The sequence below is a fragment of the Lysobacter sp. HA35 genome (assembly GCF_054061195.1).
The window spans coordinates 1,383,723-1,398,657 of sequence record NZ_JBSSDY010000001.1; the positions used below are offsets into that span (position 1 = coordinate 1,383,723).

13 protein-coding genes and 2 tRNA genes are annotated in these 14,935 nt (G+C 65.1%); 2 read left to right on the forward strand and 13 right to left on the reverse strand.

What is annotated here, in order from left to right:
• Window positions 1-8: 8 nt before the first annotated feature.
• The 11 genes from thrS to uvrB all read right to left on the reverse strand — a co-directional run bounded on the left by thrS (window position 9) and on the right by uvrB (window position 9,880).
• Window positions 9-1,907: a threonine--tRNA ligase gene (gene thrS, locus ACVWZN_RS06735; RefSeq protein WP_456953139.1), complete on the reverse strand. Its 1,899-nt coding sequence runs from the start codon at window positions 1,905-1,907 to the stop codon at window positions 9-11.
• Window positions 1,908-2,102: 195 nt separating this feature from the next.
• Window positions 2,103-2,426: a DUF7009 family protein gene (locus ACVWZN_RS06740; RefSeq protein WP_456953140.1), complete on the reverse strand. Its 324-nt coding sequence runs from the start codon at window positions 2,424-2,426 to the stop codon at window positions 2,103-2,105.
• Window positions 2,423-2,968 carry a molybdenum cofactor guanylyltransferase gene (gene mobA / locus ACVWZN_RS06745; RefSeq protein ID WP_456953141.1) on the reverse strand — a complete coding sequence of 182 codons (546 nt, stop codon included), beginning with the start codon at window positions 2,966-2,968 and terminating at the stop codon, window positions 2,423-2,425. The genes ACVWZN_RS06740 and mobA overlap by 4 nt, the downstream gene beginning before the upstream one ends.
• Window positions 2,965-3,426 (reverse strand): molybdenum cofactor biosynthesis protein MoaE, encoded by a 462-nt coding sequence (locus ACVWZN_RS06750; RefSeq protein WP_456953142.1) that lies wholly within the window; start codon window positions 3,424-3,426, stop codon window positions 2,965-2,967. The genes mobA and ACVWZN_RS06750 overlap by 4 nt, the downstream gene beginning before the upstream one ends.
• Window positions 3,419-3,676, reverse strand: a complete 258-nt coding sequence (locus ACVWZN_RS06755) for a MoaD/ThiS family protein (RefSeq protein ID WP_456953143.1) — start codon at window positions 3,674-3,676, stop codon at window positions 3,419-3,421. Before ACVWZN_RS06755 ends, ACVWZN_RS06750 begins: the two co-directional genes overlap by 8 nt.
• Entirely contained in the window at window positions 3,673-4,914 is a 1,242-nt protein-coding gene (locus ACVWZN_RS06760; RefSeq protein WP_456953144.1) for a molybdopterin molybdotransferase MoeA, read from the reverse strand. Before ACVWZN_RS06760 ends, ACVWZN_RS06755 begins: the two co-directional genes overlap by 4 nt.
• Window positions 4,911-5,897, reverse strand: a complete 987-nt coding sequence (moaCB, locus tag ACVWZN_RS06765) for a bifunctional molybdenum cofactor biosynthesis protein MoaC/MoaB (RefSeq protein WP_456953145.1) — start codon at window positions 5,895-5,897, stop codon at window positions 4,911-4,913. The genes ACVWZN_RS06760 and moaCB overlap by 4 nt, the downstream gene beginning before the upstream one ends.
• Window positions 5,898-6,878, reverse strand: coding sequence for a GTP 3',8-cyclase MoaA (gene moaA, locus ACVWZN_RS06770; protein WP_456953146.1), 981 nt, complete (start codon window positions 6,876-6,878; stop codon window positions 5,898-5,900).
• Window positions 6,879-7,224: 346 nt separating this feature from the next.
• The gene (locus tag ACVWZN_RS06775) at window positions 7,225-7,563 is read right to left on the reverse strand and encodes a hypothetical protein (protein ID WP_456953147.1); all 339 of its coding nucleotides are present in this window, start codon (window positions 7,561-7,563) and stop codon (window positions 7,225-7,227) included.
• A 126-nt stretch (window positions 7,564-7,689) separates the two neighbouring features.
• Window positions 7,690-7,764 (reverse strand) — tRNA-Val (locus ACVWZN_RS06780).
• Between the two features lie 67 nt (window positions 7,765-7,831).
• Window positions 7,832-9,880, reverse strand: a complete 2,049-nt coding sequence (uvrB, locus tag ACVWZN_RS06785) for an excinuclease ABC subunit UvrB (protein WP_456953148.1) — start codon at window positions 9,878-9,880, stop codon at window positions 7,832-7,834.
• A 134-nt stretch (window positions 9,881-10,014) separates the two neighbouring features.
• Here uvrB and ACVWZN_RS06790 point away from each other — a divergent pair, with 134 nt between their 5' ends.
• Together ACVWZN_RS06790 and ACVWZN_RS06795 are read left to right on the forward strand one after the other, a co-directional pair.
• Complete coding sequence (locus ACVWZN_RS06790) at window positions 10,015-10,524, forward strand: GspH/FimT family pseudopilin (protein ID WP_456953149.1); 510 nt, start codon at window positions 10,015-10,017, stop codon at window positions 10,522-10,524.
• Between the two features lie 56 nt (window positions 10,525-10,580).
• Window positions 10,581-10,657 (forward strand) — tRNA-Asn (locus tag ACVWZN_RS06795).
• Between the two features lie 58 nt (window positions 10,658-10,715).
• Here ACVWZN_RS06795 and ACVWZN_RS06800 read toward each other — a convergent pair.
• Window positions 10,716-11,129, reverse strand: coding sequence for a type IV pilin protein (locus ACVWZN_RS06800; protein WP_456953150.1), 414 nt, complete (start codon window positions 11,127-11,129; stop codon window positions 10,716-10,718).
• A gap of 35 nt (window positions 11,130-11,164) precedes the next feature.
• Window positions 11,165-14,935, reverse strand: coding sequence for a pilus assembly protein (locus ACVWZN_RS06805; RefSeq protein WP_456953151.1), 3,771 nt, complete (start codon window positions 14,933-14,935; stop codon window positions 11,165-11,167).

A 14,935-nucleotide genomic window follows, 5' to 3' on the forward strand; every position in this document is an offset into this window, starting at 1 on the left:
GCGGGCCCTCAGAGGGCCTCGCTGCGCAGTCTCGCGGCGAACTGGTCGATGGTCATCGATCCCAGGTCGTCCCCTCCGCGGGTCCGCACCGCGACCATGCCGTTCTCCTTCTCGCGGTCTCCGACCACCAGCAGGTACGGCACGCGCTGCAGCGTGTGCTCGCGGATCTTATAGCCGATCTTCTCGTTCCGCAAATCGGAATGGACCCGGAAGCCTTGATCCATAAGGGTTTTCCGGACTTCGTCGACGTAGTCGCCCTGCGCGTCGGTGATGTTCATGACCACCGCCTGGATCGGCGCCAGCCAGCTCGGGAAGACGCCGGCGTGGTGCTCGATGAGGATGCCGATGAAGCGCTCCATCGAGCCGACGATGGCCCGATGCAGCATCACCGGATGGCGGCGCTGCGAGGCTTCGTCGACATACTCCGCGCCGAGGCGTCCCGGCATCATGAAGTCGACCTGCATCGTGCCGAGCTGCCACGTGCGACCGATCGCATCGCGCAGGTGGTATTCGATCTTCGGGCCGTAGAACGCGCCCTCGCCCGGCAGCTCCTGCCATTCGACGCCGGCCGCACGCAGCGCTTCGCGCAGTGCGTTCTCGGCCTTGTCCCACGTCGCATCGTCGCCGAGGCGGTTGTCGGGACGCAGCGCGATCTTGATCTGGATGTCGGTGAATCCGAAGTCGGCGTAGACCTTCAGCGCCTGCGCATGGAACGCGCGCACTTCGGCTTCGATCTGGTCTTCGGTGCAGAAGACGTGGCCGTCGTCCTGCGTGAAGCCGCGCACGCGCAGGATGCCGTGCAGCGCGCCCGACGGCTCGTTGCGATGGCAGGCGCCGAACTCGCCGTAGCGGATCGGCAGGTCGCGATAGCTGTGCAGGCCCTGGTTGAACACCTGCACGTGGCCCGGGCAATTCATGGGCTTCAGCGCGTACGTCCGCTTCTCGGACTCGGTGAAGAACATGTTGTCCTTGTAGTTGTCCCAGTGGCCGGACTTCTGCCACAGCGACACGTCGAGGATCTGCGGGCAACGCACTTCCTGGTAGCCCGACTCGCGGTACACGCGACGCATGTACTGCTCGACGACCTGCCAGATCGACCAGCCCTTCGGATGCCAGAAGATCAGGCCCGGGCCTTCCTCCTGCAGATGGAAGAGATCCTGCTGCTTGCCGATCTTGCGATGGTCGCGCTTCTCGGCTTCCTCGACGCGCTGGATGTAGGCCTTGAGCTGCTTGGTGTCGGCCCACGCCGTGCCGTAGATGCGCTGCAGCTGTTCGTTCTTCGAATCCCCGCGCCAGTACGCACCGGAGATGCGCGTCAGCTTGAACGCCTTGAGGAAACGCGTGTTCGGCACGTGCGGGCCGCGGCACATGTCGACGTATTCCTCATGGTGGTACAGGCCCATCGCCTTTTCGTCGGGCATGTCTTCGACCAGGCGCAGCTTGTAGTCCTCGCCACGATCCTTGAACACCGCGATGACTTCCTCGCGCGGCGTGACGCGCTTGATGACGTCGTACTCGGTGTCGATCAGCTCGCCCATGCGCTTTTCGATGGCGACGAGGTCGTCGGGCGTGAACGGGCGTTCGTACCAGATGTCGTAATAGAAGCCGTCCTCGATGACCGGGCCGATCACCATCTTCGCAGTCGGATAGAGCTGCTTCACCGCATGCCCGACCAGGTGCGCGCACGAGTGGCGGATGATCTCGACGCCTTCAGCATCCTTCGGCGTGATGATGCGCAGCTTCGCGTCGTGGTCGATGACGTCGGATGCATCGACGAGGCGGCCGTCTACCTCACCGGCGACGGTGGACTTGGCGAGGCCCGGGCCGATCGACGCAGCGACGTCGGCAACGGAAACGGGATGGTCGAACTCGCGGCGTGAGCCGTCGGGCAGCGTGATGGCGATCATTTGGGGTCCGGAACTACGGCGCCGGCGGAGCGGCTATGGCGATGCGGCACCGGCATGGCCGGTGCGGAGGAATCAGCGCTGGGCGATGGTAGTGCTCATGTCGCACGCTCGGCCGGCGTTGCCGCTGGCCACCTCGGGTCGGGCGCGACGGCGTCGTCGCGCAGGCCCCAATGGTTGGCGACTTCGCGGCGCGCGTCAACGCCGGCGCGCGCGGCCGTCGTGCAGGTCGACCTCGATACGCAGTTCGAGGAGGCCGTTTGGGTGGTCGATCGTGTACTTCAGGCCGTCGCGGGCTGGGAGTCGTGTGGCGAGGTCGTCGACGTCGGTTTTCGGCAGGGTGATGTCGACCGCGGCTCCCTGCCCGCGCACTTCGATCGTATCCGCGGCGCTGACGGTTACCGACCACGGAGCTTGCGGCCAGTCGATACGTGCTTCGAGGCGCGCTCCGCCCTGCAGCGATGCGAATTCGGCGCGGGTCAGGCGAATGCGGACGTCGGCGGTGTCGAACTGCACCTTCATCGCGTGACTTCGTCCAGATCGGCGGGTGTGTTGAGGTTGCGCAGGACGTCGCGAGTCGGCGCCGGCACCGCGATCGCCCCGACGGCGGAATGCAATGCGCGCATCGACGGCCCGTTGGGGCTTTCGATCATCAGCTGCCGGACGGCGGCTCGCAGTCGTTCGTCGACGTGCACTGCACACGGTAGCGGGTGACCTTCGAAGAAGACCGCGCGCGCGTCGGCCAATGCGCCGACGAGTGATTGGACCGCATCGACATCCAGACGCGGAACGTCGACCGGAGTCACGACCATCGCACCGTCACCGACATGGGGAAGCACGCTTGCGATTCCGCCGACCGGCCCGGCGCCGGGCGTGATGTCCGCGATGCCGTGATGTTCGGGGCGATCACCGCTCACCAGCACCTGCGCCGCACCGGCATCTCGCAACACAGCGATCGCACGATCCAGCAGCGTGCGCCCGTCGAGCATGAGCGTCGCCTTGTCGCGACCCATCCGCGTCGAACTGCCACCCGCGAGAACCATGCCGGTGAATGGCACGGTCACGGCGCGTGGCACAGCGAGCAGCCCTCGCTCCATTCGCTGCTGCCGTCCTCGTAATGCTCCTGCTTCCAGATCGGCACGGTGTGCTTCACGGCTTCGATCACCTGCCGGCATGCACGGAATGCTTCGTCGCGATGCGGCGTGCCGACGGCGATTACGACCGCGACGCCGCCGACATCGAGCCGGCCTTTCGCATGTTCGATCCAAACACGAACGCCCGGACCGAACGACGCGATCGCCTCGTCGGCGATTTCGCGGAACCGCTGCATCGCGAGAGCGTCGAACATGTCGTAGCTGACGCCGAGCACGCGTCGGCCGTGGTTCATGTCGCGGATGCGGCCGACGAATGCGTTGTAGCCGCCGAAGCCGGGGCCGGCGACGAAATCGAACGCGGCGGCGATGTCGAGCGGGCGCGTTGCCGCGTCGACGATGCCGAGATGCGTTCGCTCCACCTCAGCCACCACTCACCGGGGGCAGCAACGCGAGGCGGCCATCATCCGGAAGCGGGTCGGCATCGCGGAGGACGGTCGTCGTGCTGGCGAATGCCGAGCGCGACAGCAACGCACGCGCCTGGGACGGCCACGCCGCAGCCAGAGCTTCGACGTCAACCCGCAATTCACCAACGGTGCGCGCTTCGCTCTCGATCGACAAGCGCGCGCTTGGGTCGACCTCGCGCAGCGCGCCGAACAGTTCGATTTCGATCGTCCTCATGCCATCACCGACAGCGGCTCGAGATGGCCGCGGCTCGCAACGCGCACACGCGTACCGGCTTCCAGCGCATCCACATCCGCATCGACGATCGCCCATGCGTTCGCATCGAGCATGGGGCGGATGCGGAAGGATTCCTGGCCGCCGAGCATCTCCACGCAGGCACGTGCGTCCTCGTCCAGCACGACGCGTGCTTTCAGGTGCATGCGCAGCGGCGCGCGTTTGGCATAGGCGGCCAGCAACGGCAGATGGACCGGCGTTTCGTCAGACATGCCCAGCATCGCGCGCAGTACCGGCTCGACGAAAAACCGCAGGCCGACAGCAGTGGACGCCGGGTTGCCCGGCAGACCGAAGAACATCGCACCCGACGGCAGCGTCGCCGCAAGAATCGGCTTGCCCGGCCGGATGCGGACTTTGTGGAACAACGTCGTCGCACCGATACGCGCCAGCGCATCGGGCACAAAGTCGAACCGCCCCATCGAGACGGCACCCGTGCTGACGACGACGTCGTGCGCCGGCAGCGATGCGAGCGCGCCCAGAAACTCATCGATGTCGTCGCCGACCGTATGCATCGCAGCGACCTCTGCGCCGGCGGCTGCCAGTCGGGCGGCGAGAAACGGTCCGTTCGAGTTGCGTATCTGCCCCGGCTCCAGCGCCCGCCGCGCATCGTCGACGAGTTCGCGACCGGTGTTGATCAGCGCGACGCGTGGACGTCGCACGACGTCCACAGTTGCCACGCCCGTCGCGGCGCAAAGCATGTGCAGAGCGGGATCGACGACGGCGCCGCTGGCCGCGAAGGTAGCGCCGCTCATCACATCCTCACCTGCACGACGCAGGTGTTGCGCGGGCGCAACGGTTGCGAGCACGCGGATACGGCGCGGGCGTCCGTTTTCGTCGCTATCGAGAATTTCGACCTGCTCGACGGGAACGATCGCGTCGAGCCCGTCAGGCATGCGCGCGCCGGTCATGATTTCCCATGCGCCGGACGTCGCCTGCGCGACGCCGTCGCCCGCCGCGCGGCCGCCGACGACGTCGAATTCGGTACCCGACGCAATCGGCTTCGCGCCGGCTCGCAGCGCGAAGCCGTCCATCGCGGAGTTGTCGAACGGAGGAAGCGACTCCGCGCTTACCAGCGGCGACGCCAGCACCCGACCGATCGTATCGCGCGCGTCGACACGCTGCGACGGCAGCGCTTTCGCGACACCCAGCAGGAGCCGCAACGCGTCGTCGTAATCGATCACGCGTGCCCTGCCCCGTCGATCATGGCGAGTGCATGCGCGAGAACCGGTGCGAGAATCTCAAAACCCTGTCGCGCCGCACGCGGGCTGCCCGGCAGTGCGATCACGAGCATCGCGCCGATGCGGACCGCGCGCGCACGGCTCAACCACGCCAGCGGCGTGAAGTGCCTGCTTTCGCTGCGGAACATTTCGGAGAGACCTTCAACCTCTATACCGCCAGCCTGCAGCAGTGCTTCCGGTGTCGCATCGCGAGGACCAAGGCCAGTGCCGCCTGTGCACAGGCAGAGACGCACACCGTCGTCCGCCAATGCGATCAATCGCGACCGCAGTGGCTCGATGCCATCGGGCTGCACTTCGGTGCGAACGTTCGCACCCAGCCTTCCCAGCGCACTGACGAGTTCGGGGCCGGACAGGTCGTCCGCTTCGCCCGCACTCACGCGATCGCTCAGCGTTATCACCGCGCAAGCGACGCCATCGAGCCGCGCGACATCGCGTGGCTTGTAGTGCGCGGCTTCCTCATCGGTCATGCCGGCCGGATGCCGCCACAAGCCCTTCTTGCCGCCTTCCTTGAACAGCAGGCGCACCGCTTCGATCGACAGTGCCGGCTCGACGGGCTTGGTCAGGTCATACAGCGTCAGCAATGCGGCGCTCGCGCCCGCCAACGCCTCCATCTCGACGCCCGTGCGCGCTTCCGTCGCGACTTCGCAGTAGACGCGGATCGCGTGTCGTTCGGGCACGGGCACGCAGCGCGCGCGCACGAGTTCCAGCAACAACGGATGGCACAACGGCATCAGGTTCGACGCCTGCTTCGCGCCCTGCAGGCCGGCAATCTCCGCCATCACCATTGCGTCGCCCTTGGGCAGGCGGCGTTCGACGATCGCGGCATACGCGTCGGCACCCGCATGCAGCTCACCGACCGCGACAGCACGCCGGCGCGTCGGCCGCTTGCCGCGCACGTCAGCCATGTGGAAGGACTCGCCTGACACTCAGCCTCCGATCGATGCGAGATGCGGCGTGATGCCGCTGTTTCCGTCGTGTAGGCCGTGGCCGGCGGCTTTCAGTCGCAACTGGCTTGCGATGAGATCGACGAGCGCATCTCGGTCATCTTCGCGCTGCAACAGCGGGCGAAGCGGCACGCCGAATTCGCCGAACAGGCAGAGCCGCAAGTCGCCACGCGCGGTAACGCGCAGACGATTGCAGCCGCTGCAGAAATCACGCGCATACGGCGTGATCAAACCGATTCGGCCGGCGTAATCCGGATGCACATATTCGTTCGCGGGGCCGGCATCGGACGCACGCACCATCCGCACCCAGCCGCTTTCCACCAATTCGCGTTCGATCGATTCCGCGCGCACATGATGACGCTCGAAATGCGCAACATTGTCGTTCGTGCGCATCAGCTCGATGAAGCGCACGGTCGCGCGTCGGTCACGCAGGTAGTCGAGCCAGGACGGCAGGGACGCGTCACTGACGCCGCGTAGCAGCACTGCGTTGAGCTTGATCGCGTCGAATCCGAGCGTCAGCGCGTCGTCGATGCCTTCGAGGATTTCGGGCAGACGGTCGTGCCCGGTGATCGAGTGAAACGCCTCGCGATCGAGGCTGTCGACGCTTACGTTGAGCGACGTCAGCCCGGCCTCGCGCCATGCGCGCACATGCGTGGGCAACCGCGTACCGTTGGTCGTCAACGCGATCTTCGACACGCCGGGAACCGATGCGATGTCGCCGATGATGTCGTCGAGATCCTTGCGAAGCGTCGGCTCGCCACCGGTGAGCCGGACCTTGCGCATACCGACGCTCGCAAACGCCTCGACCAGGCGACGCACTTCATCGCGCGCAAGGAATACCGGGCGACCGTCCGCGACGTAACCGTCCGGCAGGCAATAGCCGCACCGGAAGTTGCAGGCCTCGGTGAGCGACAGCCTGAGATAGGGAAATGTGCGACCGAACGGGTCGGACAGGACGGACATCGGACTCCTTCCGCCGTCGGCAGGCGCCAACGGCATGAGCAGGAACGCAGCTTAACGCCTCGCGGATGCAGCGGCCGAGACGCGTTGTCATCGAAGTTTCAGCGCGGTCTCACACGGGTGTCATAGCAGGCCTCAAGAATGCCGCGACCGACCGGACGACCTTCGATGACCCACCTAGGTCGCCTTCGCGGTGCGTTGGCCCTGCTCGCCGTGCTAACCGCTGTGTTGATCGCGGCCGCGTGCCGGATGAACACGTCCAGGAGGGACGCTCGCAACCGCGTGCACCATCGCGAGCGGTTCGAGACCCGTGCTCGGAGACTCGTGACGAGATACAGCCTCGAAGCGCTTACAGGCCCTGTTGCGCGGGCGCGCTGATTCCGACTTGTTGGGACCGCTGCACGGCGTCGCGGGTCGCGTTACCGACGTCCCGCACAGCATCAGCGTCGCGGCACACCCGCTTGGTCATGTTGGTGCCCATCGAGCGCTCGCGGGTGCAGATCTTCTTCCGCTCGGGCGCAGGCGCTGCCGCCGCCACTACGCCAGCAGGCACCGCCGACGCTTCGTTCGGCGTCGCGGTCGCGGCGGCCGGCGCAGTGGAAACACCAGCAGCAGGCGCAGCGCTTTCCTGAGCGTGGACACCGCCGGCGACGGCAAGCGCGAGCACCACAACGAACCTAGCCTTCATGACGATCTCCTGTAAACGTCGGATCCTGACCGCCGCGGCCCGAGGTGACATGTGCCGAAAGGCGGATCACAGTCGCCCCAAAAGCAAACGGCGCGATCCGAAGATCACGCCGTCTGACCACGTATGTGGTGGGCGGTACAGGGTTCGAACCTGTGACCCCTACCATGTCAAGGTAGTGCTCTACCGCTGAGCTAACCGCCCGCTGCCGGTGAACTGCCCCGGCGAGGGGCGCACAGTGTAGCCAGCCCCGCTGCTGCCGGCAAGCCGTTCAGCTCGCGAAACCCGCTTCCTTCAGCTTGCGAAGCTGGTCGCGGACGTTCGCGGCGGCTTCGAACTCCAGGTCGCGGGCGTGCTGGTACATCTGCTGCTCCAGCGCCTTGATGCGCGACGACAGCTGCGCGGGGCTGAGCGCGGCGTAATCGGTCTCGGGCTCGGCGACGCGGCGCGCCTTCTTGCCCTTGCCCTTTCCCTCGTCGACGTCGCGACGCGCACCTTCGAGGATGTCCTTGACCGGTCGCACCACCGACTGCGGCGTGATCCCGTGCTCGGCGTTGTATTCGACCTGCTTCTGCCGGCGGCGGTCGGTCTCGTCGATCGCGATCTTCATCGACCGCGTGACCACGTCGGCATAGAGGATCGCCTTGCCCCGCACGTTTCGCGCGGCTCGGCCGATTGTCTGGATCAGCGAACCGGCCGATCGCAGAAACCCTTCCTTGTCCGCGTCGAGGATGGCAACCAGCGACACCTCGGGCATGTCCAGGCCTTCGCGCAGCAGGTTGATGCCGACCACCACATCGAACTTGCCCAGGCGCAGGTCGCGGATGATCTCGACGCGCTCGACCGTGTCGATATCCGAGTGCAGGTAACGCACCTTGATGCCGTGCTCCGTCAGGTACTCGGTGAGGTTCTCCGCCATGCGCTTGGTGAGCGTGGTAATCAGCACGCGGTCGCCCATCGCGACGCGTTTGTTGATCTCGCCGAGCACGTCGTCGACCTGCGTGGCGACCGGGCGCACCTCGACTTCCGGATCGATCAGGCCCGTCGGGCGTACGACGAGTTCCACGATCTCGCCCGCCGACTTCTCGAGTTCGTACTTGCTGGGCGTCGCCGACACATAGATCGCGCGCGGTGCGCGGCCTTCCCACTCCTCGAACTTCAACGGCCGGTTGTCGAGCGCCGACGGCAGGCGGAAACCGAACTCGACCAGCGTTTCCTTACGCGACCGATCGCCCTTGTACATTGCGCCGACCTGCGGAACGGTCACGTGCGATTCGTCGACCACCATCAACGCGTCGGCCGGCACGTAGTCGAACAGGCACGGCGGCGGCTCGCCGGGCAAAGTGCCGGTCATGTGCCGCGAGTAGTTCTCGATGCCGTTGCAGAAGCCGACCTCGGCCAGCATTTCCAGGTCGAACTGCGTGCGTTGCTGCAGGCGCTGCGCCTCGACTAGCTTGTTCTGCGCGTACAGCTGCTCGAGCCGCTCGCGCAGCTCGTCCTTGATCGTGTCGACGGCCTCGAGCACGGTCTTGCGCGTCGTCACGTAATGCGACTTCGGATAGATCGTGTAGCGCGGCAGCTTGCGGAAGACCTCGCCTGTCAGCGGATCGAACGCGGACAGCTGCTCGATCTCGCCGTCGAACAACTCGACGCGCAGCGCTTCGTTCTCGCTTTCCGCCGGATGCACGTCGATCACTTCGCCGCGCACGCGATACGTACCGCGGCGCAGCTCGGTGTCGTTGCGCGAATACTGCATCTCGGTGAGCTTGCGGATCAGCTCGCGCTGGTCGATGCGCTCGCCGCGCACCATGTGCAGCACCATTCGGTGGTATTCGCCGGGGTCGCCGAGGCCGTAGATCGCGGACACGGTGCAGACGATCAGCGTGTCGCGACGCTCGAGCAGCGCCTTCGTCGCCGACAGCCGCATCTGCTCGATGTGCTCGTTCACCGAACTGTCCTTCTCGATGAAGGTATCCGACGACGGCACGTAGGCTTCCGGCTGGTAGTAGTCGTAATAGCTGACGAAATACTCGACGGCGTTGTTCGGGAAAAACGCCTTGAACTCGCCGTAAAGCTGCGCCGCGAGCGTCTTGTTCGGCGCCATGACGATCGTCGGCTTCTGGATGCGCTGCACGACGTTCGCGATCGTGTACGTCTTGCCCGAGCCGGTCACGCCCAGCAGCGTCTGCGACGCGATGCCGGCGTCGAAACCGTTCGCCAGGCGCTCGATCGCCAGCGGCTGGTCACCGGCGGGGGAATAGGGGGAGACGAGTTGGAAGCGGCCGTCGGAGGACGCAGAGCGGACAGGGGAATCGGGCATCGGGAACTCGGGCATGGCGAACACGCGATCTGGGGGCGGCGCGCGGCAGGGAAAAGTCCTACAAGCGGCTTTGGCGTCGACCGATACAGCCACTGCTTAGGCGCGTCGAAGCTAGGCGGACCACGGAGGGACCCATGCGTACGAAGGTAAACGGATTCACCTTGATCGAGTTCATCATGACACTCGCGATCGTCGGTCTACTGACGGGCATCGCGCTGCCGTCGCTCGCTCGCGTCGGCGCCCACACGCGTATCCGCACGGCCGCCGATACGTTGGCGACGCACTTCGCATCTGCACGTTTCGCAGCGATATCGCGGCATACCGCTGTGAGCGTCTGCCCCACGGCGGACGGCGCGACGTGCCGTGCGGACGGCGTGTGGGACGGTGGCTGGATCGTGTTCGAAGATCCGGCGCGCTCCGGACGGCCTAACGCGGTCCTGACGCGGAGCGACCCGGTCGGCCCGCGCATCCATGTGAGGTCGAGCAGCGCGCGTTCGCTGATCCGGTTTCTCCCGAACGGTTCCGCCAGCGGCACGAACCTCACCGTGGAGCTGTGCGGGCAAAGCGCGTCGCGGGCGATTATCGTGAACAACGCGGGGCGTGCGCGAGCGGAAGACTCGCCGCAGCTGCACCTCTGCTCGTAGCCTGACCTGCGGGTGGGTGTTGACCCTTCCCCGCCGTCGGTTAGAATGCAGCCCCCGCCCGAATAGCTCAGCCGGTTAGAGCACTTGACTGTTAATCAGGGGGTCGTTGGTTCGAGTCCAACTTCGGGCGCCAGATCGAAATGAAAAAGGCCTGCAGCGATGCAGGCCTTTTTTGTTGCCGGTGCGGCCGCTTACCAGCAGTCGGCCTGCGTACCCGTGTTCGGGGATTTGACGCCCGCCTGGTTGATGCTCAACGTCCCGCACTTGTCCTTGACCTGGTTGGTCGTAGGCGTCGCAGTGATCGTGAAGCCGGACTGCGTCGGCGTGGGATTGAGCGCGAGCGTATAGGCTGGATTGCCGCCCTGACGCGGTGAACTCGTGTTCGGAAGCGTGAAGCTCGCATACGAGTTGTTGATCGTGTGGAAGCGCTCGGCCAAGGCCGCGTACTCCACGAGGTCGGCCTTGGCTTGGTTGCGCTTGGCCTTTCGCGTGTACTGCGAGTACGACGGATATGCGATCGCGGCGAGGATCGCGATCACCACGACCACGATCATCAATTCGATCAGCGTGAAACCACGACTGACACGGGAAGTGCTCGGACGCATTCGACGGGACCTCGGGAAGTGGACGGAGACCATCGTCAGCGTACCTGACGCCACGACTGGCGACCGCAGGCGCGTGGGAGATACATCGGCGGCGCGCCGGCCACCTGCACGACTGTCGAGCACCTGGACGCCAAGGCTGCAGCCTGCTCGGCGGCGGTGGCGGTCGACGAAAGCGGTTGCTGGCGCGGCGTCGACAGTACTGCGATGTCCTTTACCGGCGCGGAGCCGCCCGTGTTGAGCGGGAACCCATTCGCATTGGCGCTGGGTGTGGCCCCATTCGGCGTGCCTATGCGGACGGAGTTCATCGAGGAAGCGCCCGACACCGAATTGACGCCGTACAACCTGTTAGTTCCGTCGCCGGCGCAATCAACGCTAGTGGTGGGTGCGTACGTCGCGAAAAACACAAGGCCGTTCTCGACGCGCGGATAGCCGACTGCACGCTCGCCCGTCGCAGTTACGGTGGTCCCGGATATCGCGCCCAGATCAACGTACCAACCGTCCGCATTGCCGGCGTTCGTAGACAGGCTACGAGTCGTGCCGCTATCGGTAATGGTCTGCCTGACCAGCTGCGAACGCGCCACGTTCGAGCCGCGGTCGTTGATGCCGTAGAAGGACTGGATCTGCGTATCGGTCTTGTCGCTTTCGAACGAGAAGCTACCCGTTCCGAAGTAGAGCATGACGCCGCCGGGACCCGCGCCGGCCTCGATACCGCCGAGGATCGGCTGACGCGCGCCCGACGGATCGGTTGCGATGAAGAACGGAGTGCCCGGAACAGTGTTGTCGCGCAGGTCGAACTTCCAGATGGCGCCGTTCTGGTCCGCTGCGTACACGGTGTCGGCGAGTCCATCACGTCCGGCGGTTTCGCCGGTGCCCTTGGTATTGCCAATCCAACGGTCGAGCACCGCGATATTGCCCAGCCCGTTCGCGATGCCGGCGCGGCCCGATTCCTGCGCCGTAATCATCGTCGGGACGCCAGTCTCGAGGTCCACCACGAAAAGCACAGCCTTCTGACTCGTGCTGTTGTAGCCGTTGCCGAAGATGGCCTTCCAGTGGATGCCGGTCGAATCCTTCACCGGCACGATGACCGGGCGACCAAGCACGTACCCCATGTTGCTATTGACGTTCGACGGCGACGTGACCTGGTCGTTGAGTTCCCACAACACGTTACCGGTGCCGAATGACGAAGGGCTCGTCACGTCGAGCGCGAAGACGCCACGACCGCCAGCACCCGAGGTGCCGACCAGAACTGTCTTCCAGCTGCTGTTGATGTATGCATCCGCAACAGTGGTCGGGCCATCCACGTAGTACTTGTGGCGGGCAATCTGGTCGCCCTGGCGGCTTGCGTCATACGGGAAAAGAAGATTGCCCAGATGACCCAGTGCGGTCGACGGGATGTAACCGAACAGCTCGTTACCGGAGCTGCCGTCGAACGCATGGAGCATGCCGTCGTTTGCACCGGCGTAGACCACCGACGTAGTGGACGACTTTGACGCCAGATAAGTGGTGTAGCTCGCCTGGTACGGATACGTGGTCGTGCCGCCCGAGGTCGTGCGAATCGCCCTGTAACCGAAGTCGATGAAGGGCGACGCCACCACCGGCGTCGAGTTCACGATGTCGCCCAGCCGGGAGGTGCGCGTGCGGAACTTGCTGCCCTCCAGGGTCGTGTCGCCACGCAGGTAGTTCACGACATTGGCAATCGACGTATCGAGCTTGCTCGAAGATCCAATGATTCCGTTGCTCGCACCGCTCGCAGTACACGCCGCGAGGCCGTCCGCGCATAGATCGGCTGCGGTAACAGACGACGAGTCAAACGCCGCCACGCTGGGGTTGACAGTGCCCGTCGTCTTTGCCCGGAAGATCCGTCGCGACGCGGCCGCACCAAGCTGCGCGCTCGCTTCCCAGACGTTGGTATAGGTCGCCGCGCCGGTCGTTGGATCGGTCGAGACCGTCTGCCCTTGGAGCCTGCTGTACCAGTCGGTACCGTTGTTGGCGGACGTGTAAAACGGGACCACGGTCAGCGAGCCCGCACCGATACGCGCGCCCGTAATGCCCAGGCCGCCCGATGGTGTGTTGCCGTTTCGGGCCGCATCGATGACGCGGCGCATCGCGTTCGTGACTTCCGTCGGCGTGGAGGCGTTGATGAACGCACCGCGACTGTTGATGGTCGCGTGCCACATCTCGTCGATGACCGTACCGTCGTCGACACCCGTCGGATTTGGCAGGCCGTTCCAATTGGGCGCGTTTGCGTACGGATCCGCTGTCGCGGCCGCATTGACGCCGTAGATGCGGCCGGCGGCACCCAGCGTGATGCCGTAGAAATTCATGTGAAGGTTGGTCTGGCAGTCGAGGCGCTTGTACGCCGGCGTCGACGGATCGAGGGTGGCGCACTCGTCAGGGACTTTCACCTTGCCGGTGGGGAAGCTAGCACCGGTGCGAAGCGGAACACCGCTGCCCGAGTAGTACTTCGCCGCCACGTCCGCAAGCGTTTCGCTGTAGCTGTCTGCGAACGGCGCACCGAGCCCGCCGTCTGCATTGCCGACCGCCGCCGGGAACGTGTTCGCGTTCGTATAGCCGTCGGTAAACAGCATGCCCGAGTTGCGCTGACATGCGAGCTGCACCGGCGCGCCGGCGTCCGTTCGGCTGAATTGCTGCCCCAGATACGAGACGGCGGCACGGTTAGGCGTACCGCCGCTCGTGTACAGGCCCATGATCTGGGCGTAGAGCGCGTTCTTGTCCGATTGCGTTCCCATGTCGCGCATCGTTGCATCGACATTCGTTCTGTTGATCGTCGCGTAGCCCACGCGCATGTTGCTGACGTCGGAAAGCGCATGGGTCATCGAACCGATCGTCGCTAGTACGCGGTCACGGTGATACTGGAACCAGTTGGCGAAATTCTGCATCGCCGCGTCGTAATCTGCAGACGTGTTGTAGTTCGCCGACTTGATCTCGTAGCGCCGCAGGTCGCAACCCGGACCGCACGCGTCGGACACAATCGGCCGATTGGCGTTAGCCGTCTTGTAGCCCGCTGGAGCGGGGTCGCTTGCAGGCAAGTAGAAGGTCGCGGGGTAGTAGTCAAAGTAGTAAGTCGCATTGGCGCTAAGCGTCCTTGCCCCCGTCTCCCAACTGCCGCCCGTTGACCTTTTGTAGCGCATACCGCGCGAGCTGAGATCGGGGACGCTCATCCCCGACAGCATGGAAAAGGGGTCGTTGGTTGCTCGGTTCTGGGTGAGGTCGTAGATGACCGAATACGCTTTCGTCGACGTCGTGCTCCCGGTGGTCCCATACGTCGTTGGCTCGCGTGGGTCGGCTCGCGTGGCGCCCGGCGTGGCATTAGGCCATTTCGAACCGTCCGCGTTGAGCCAGGGCTCGTAGGTGACGTCCGGATCGAAGTACGTCTTGTTGTAGGCGGGCGAGCGGGCGAAACCGAACGCATCGAGCGGAGGGATCGCGACGCCGGGGCTATAAGAGTCTCTGTAGCCGTCGTGCGGGTAGAGATAGACGTAGCAATCGACCGAGCCGCACGGCTGACCGACGTCGTAGAAGACGCCGGCCGAGCTGAAGAAGCTGTTGTTCGACGTGTTCCAGCGCATCCGGCCATCGCCACCCGCGAACAGCCGCTCGAACGTCATCGAGTTCGAGTCGTCAACCGCCATGATGAAGGCGGGTTTGATATTCGCTTCGATGTTCAGAGGCGCCTGGGCAAGCGTGCCCGCACCCTGCGTCGCAAGAACGCTATAGGCGAAGTAACCGACGAGGCCCAGAACGGCGGCTGTCGTGGTGAGAATCAATGGAGTCTTTGCGCGCAT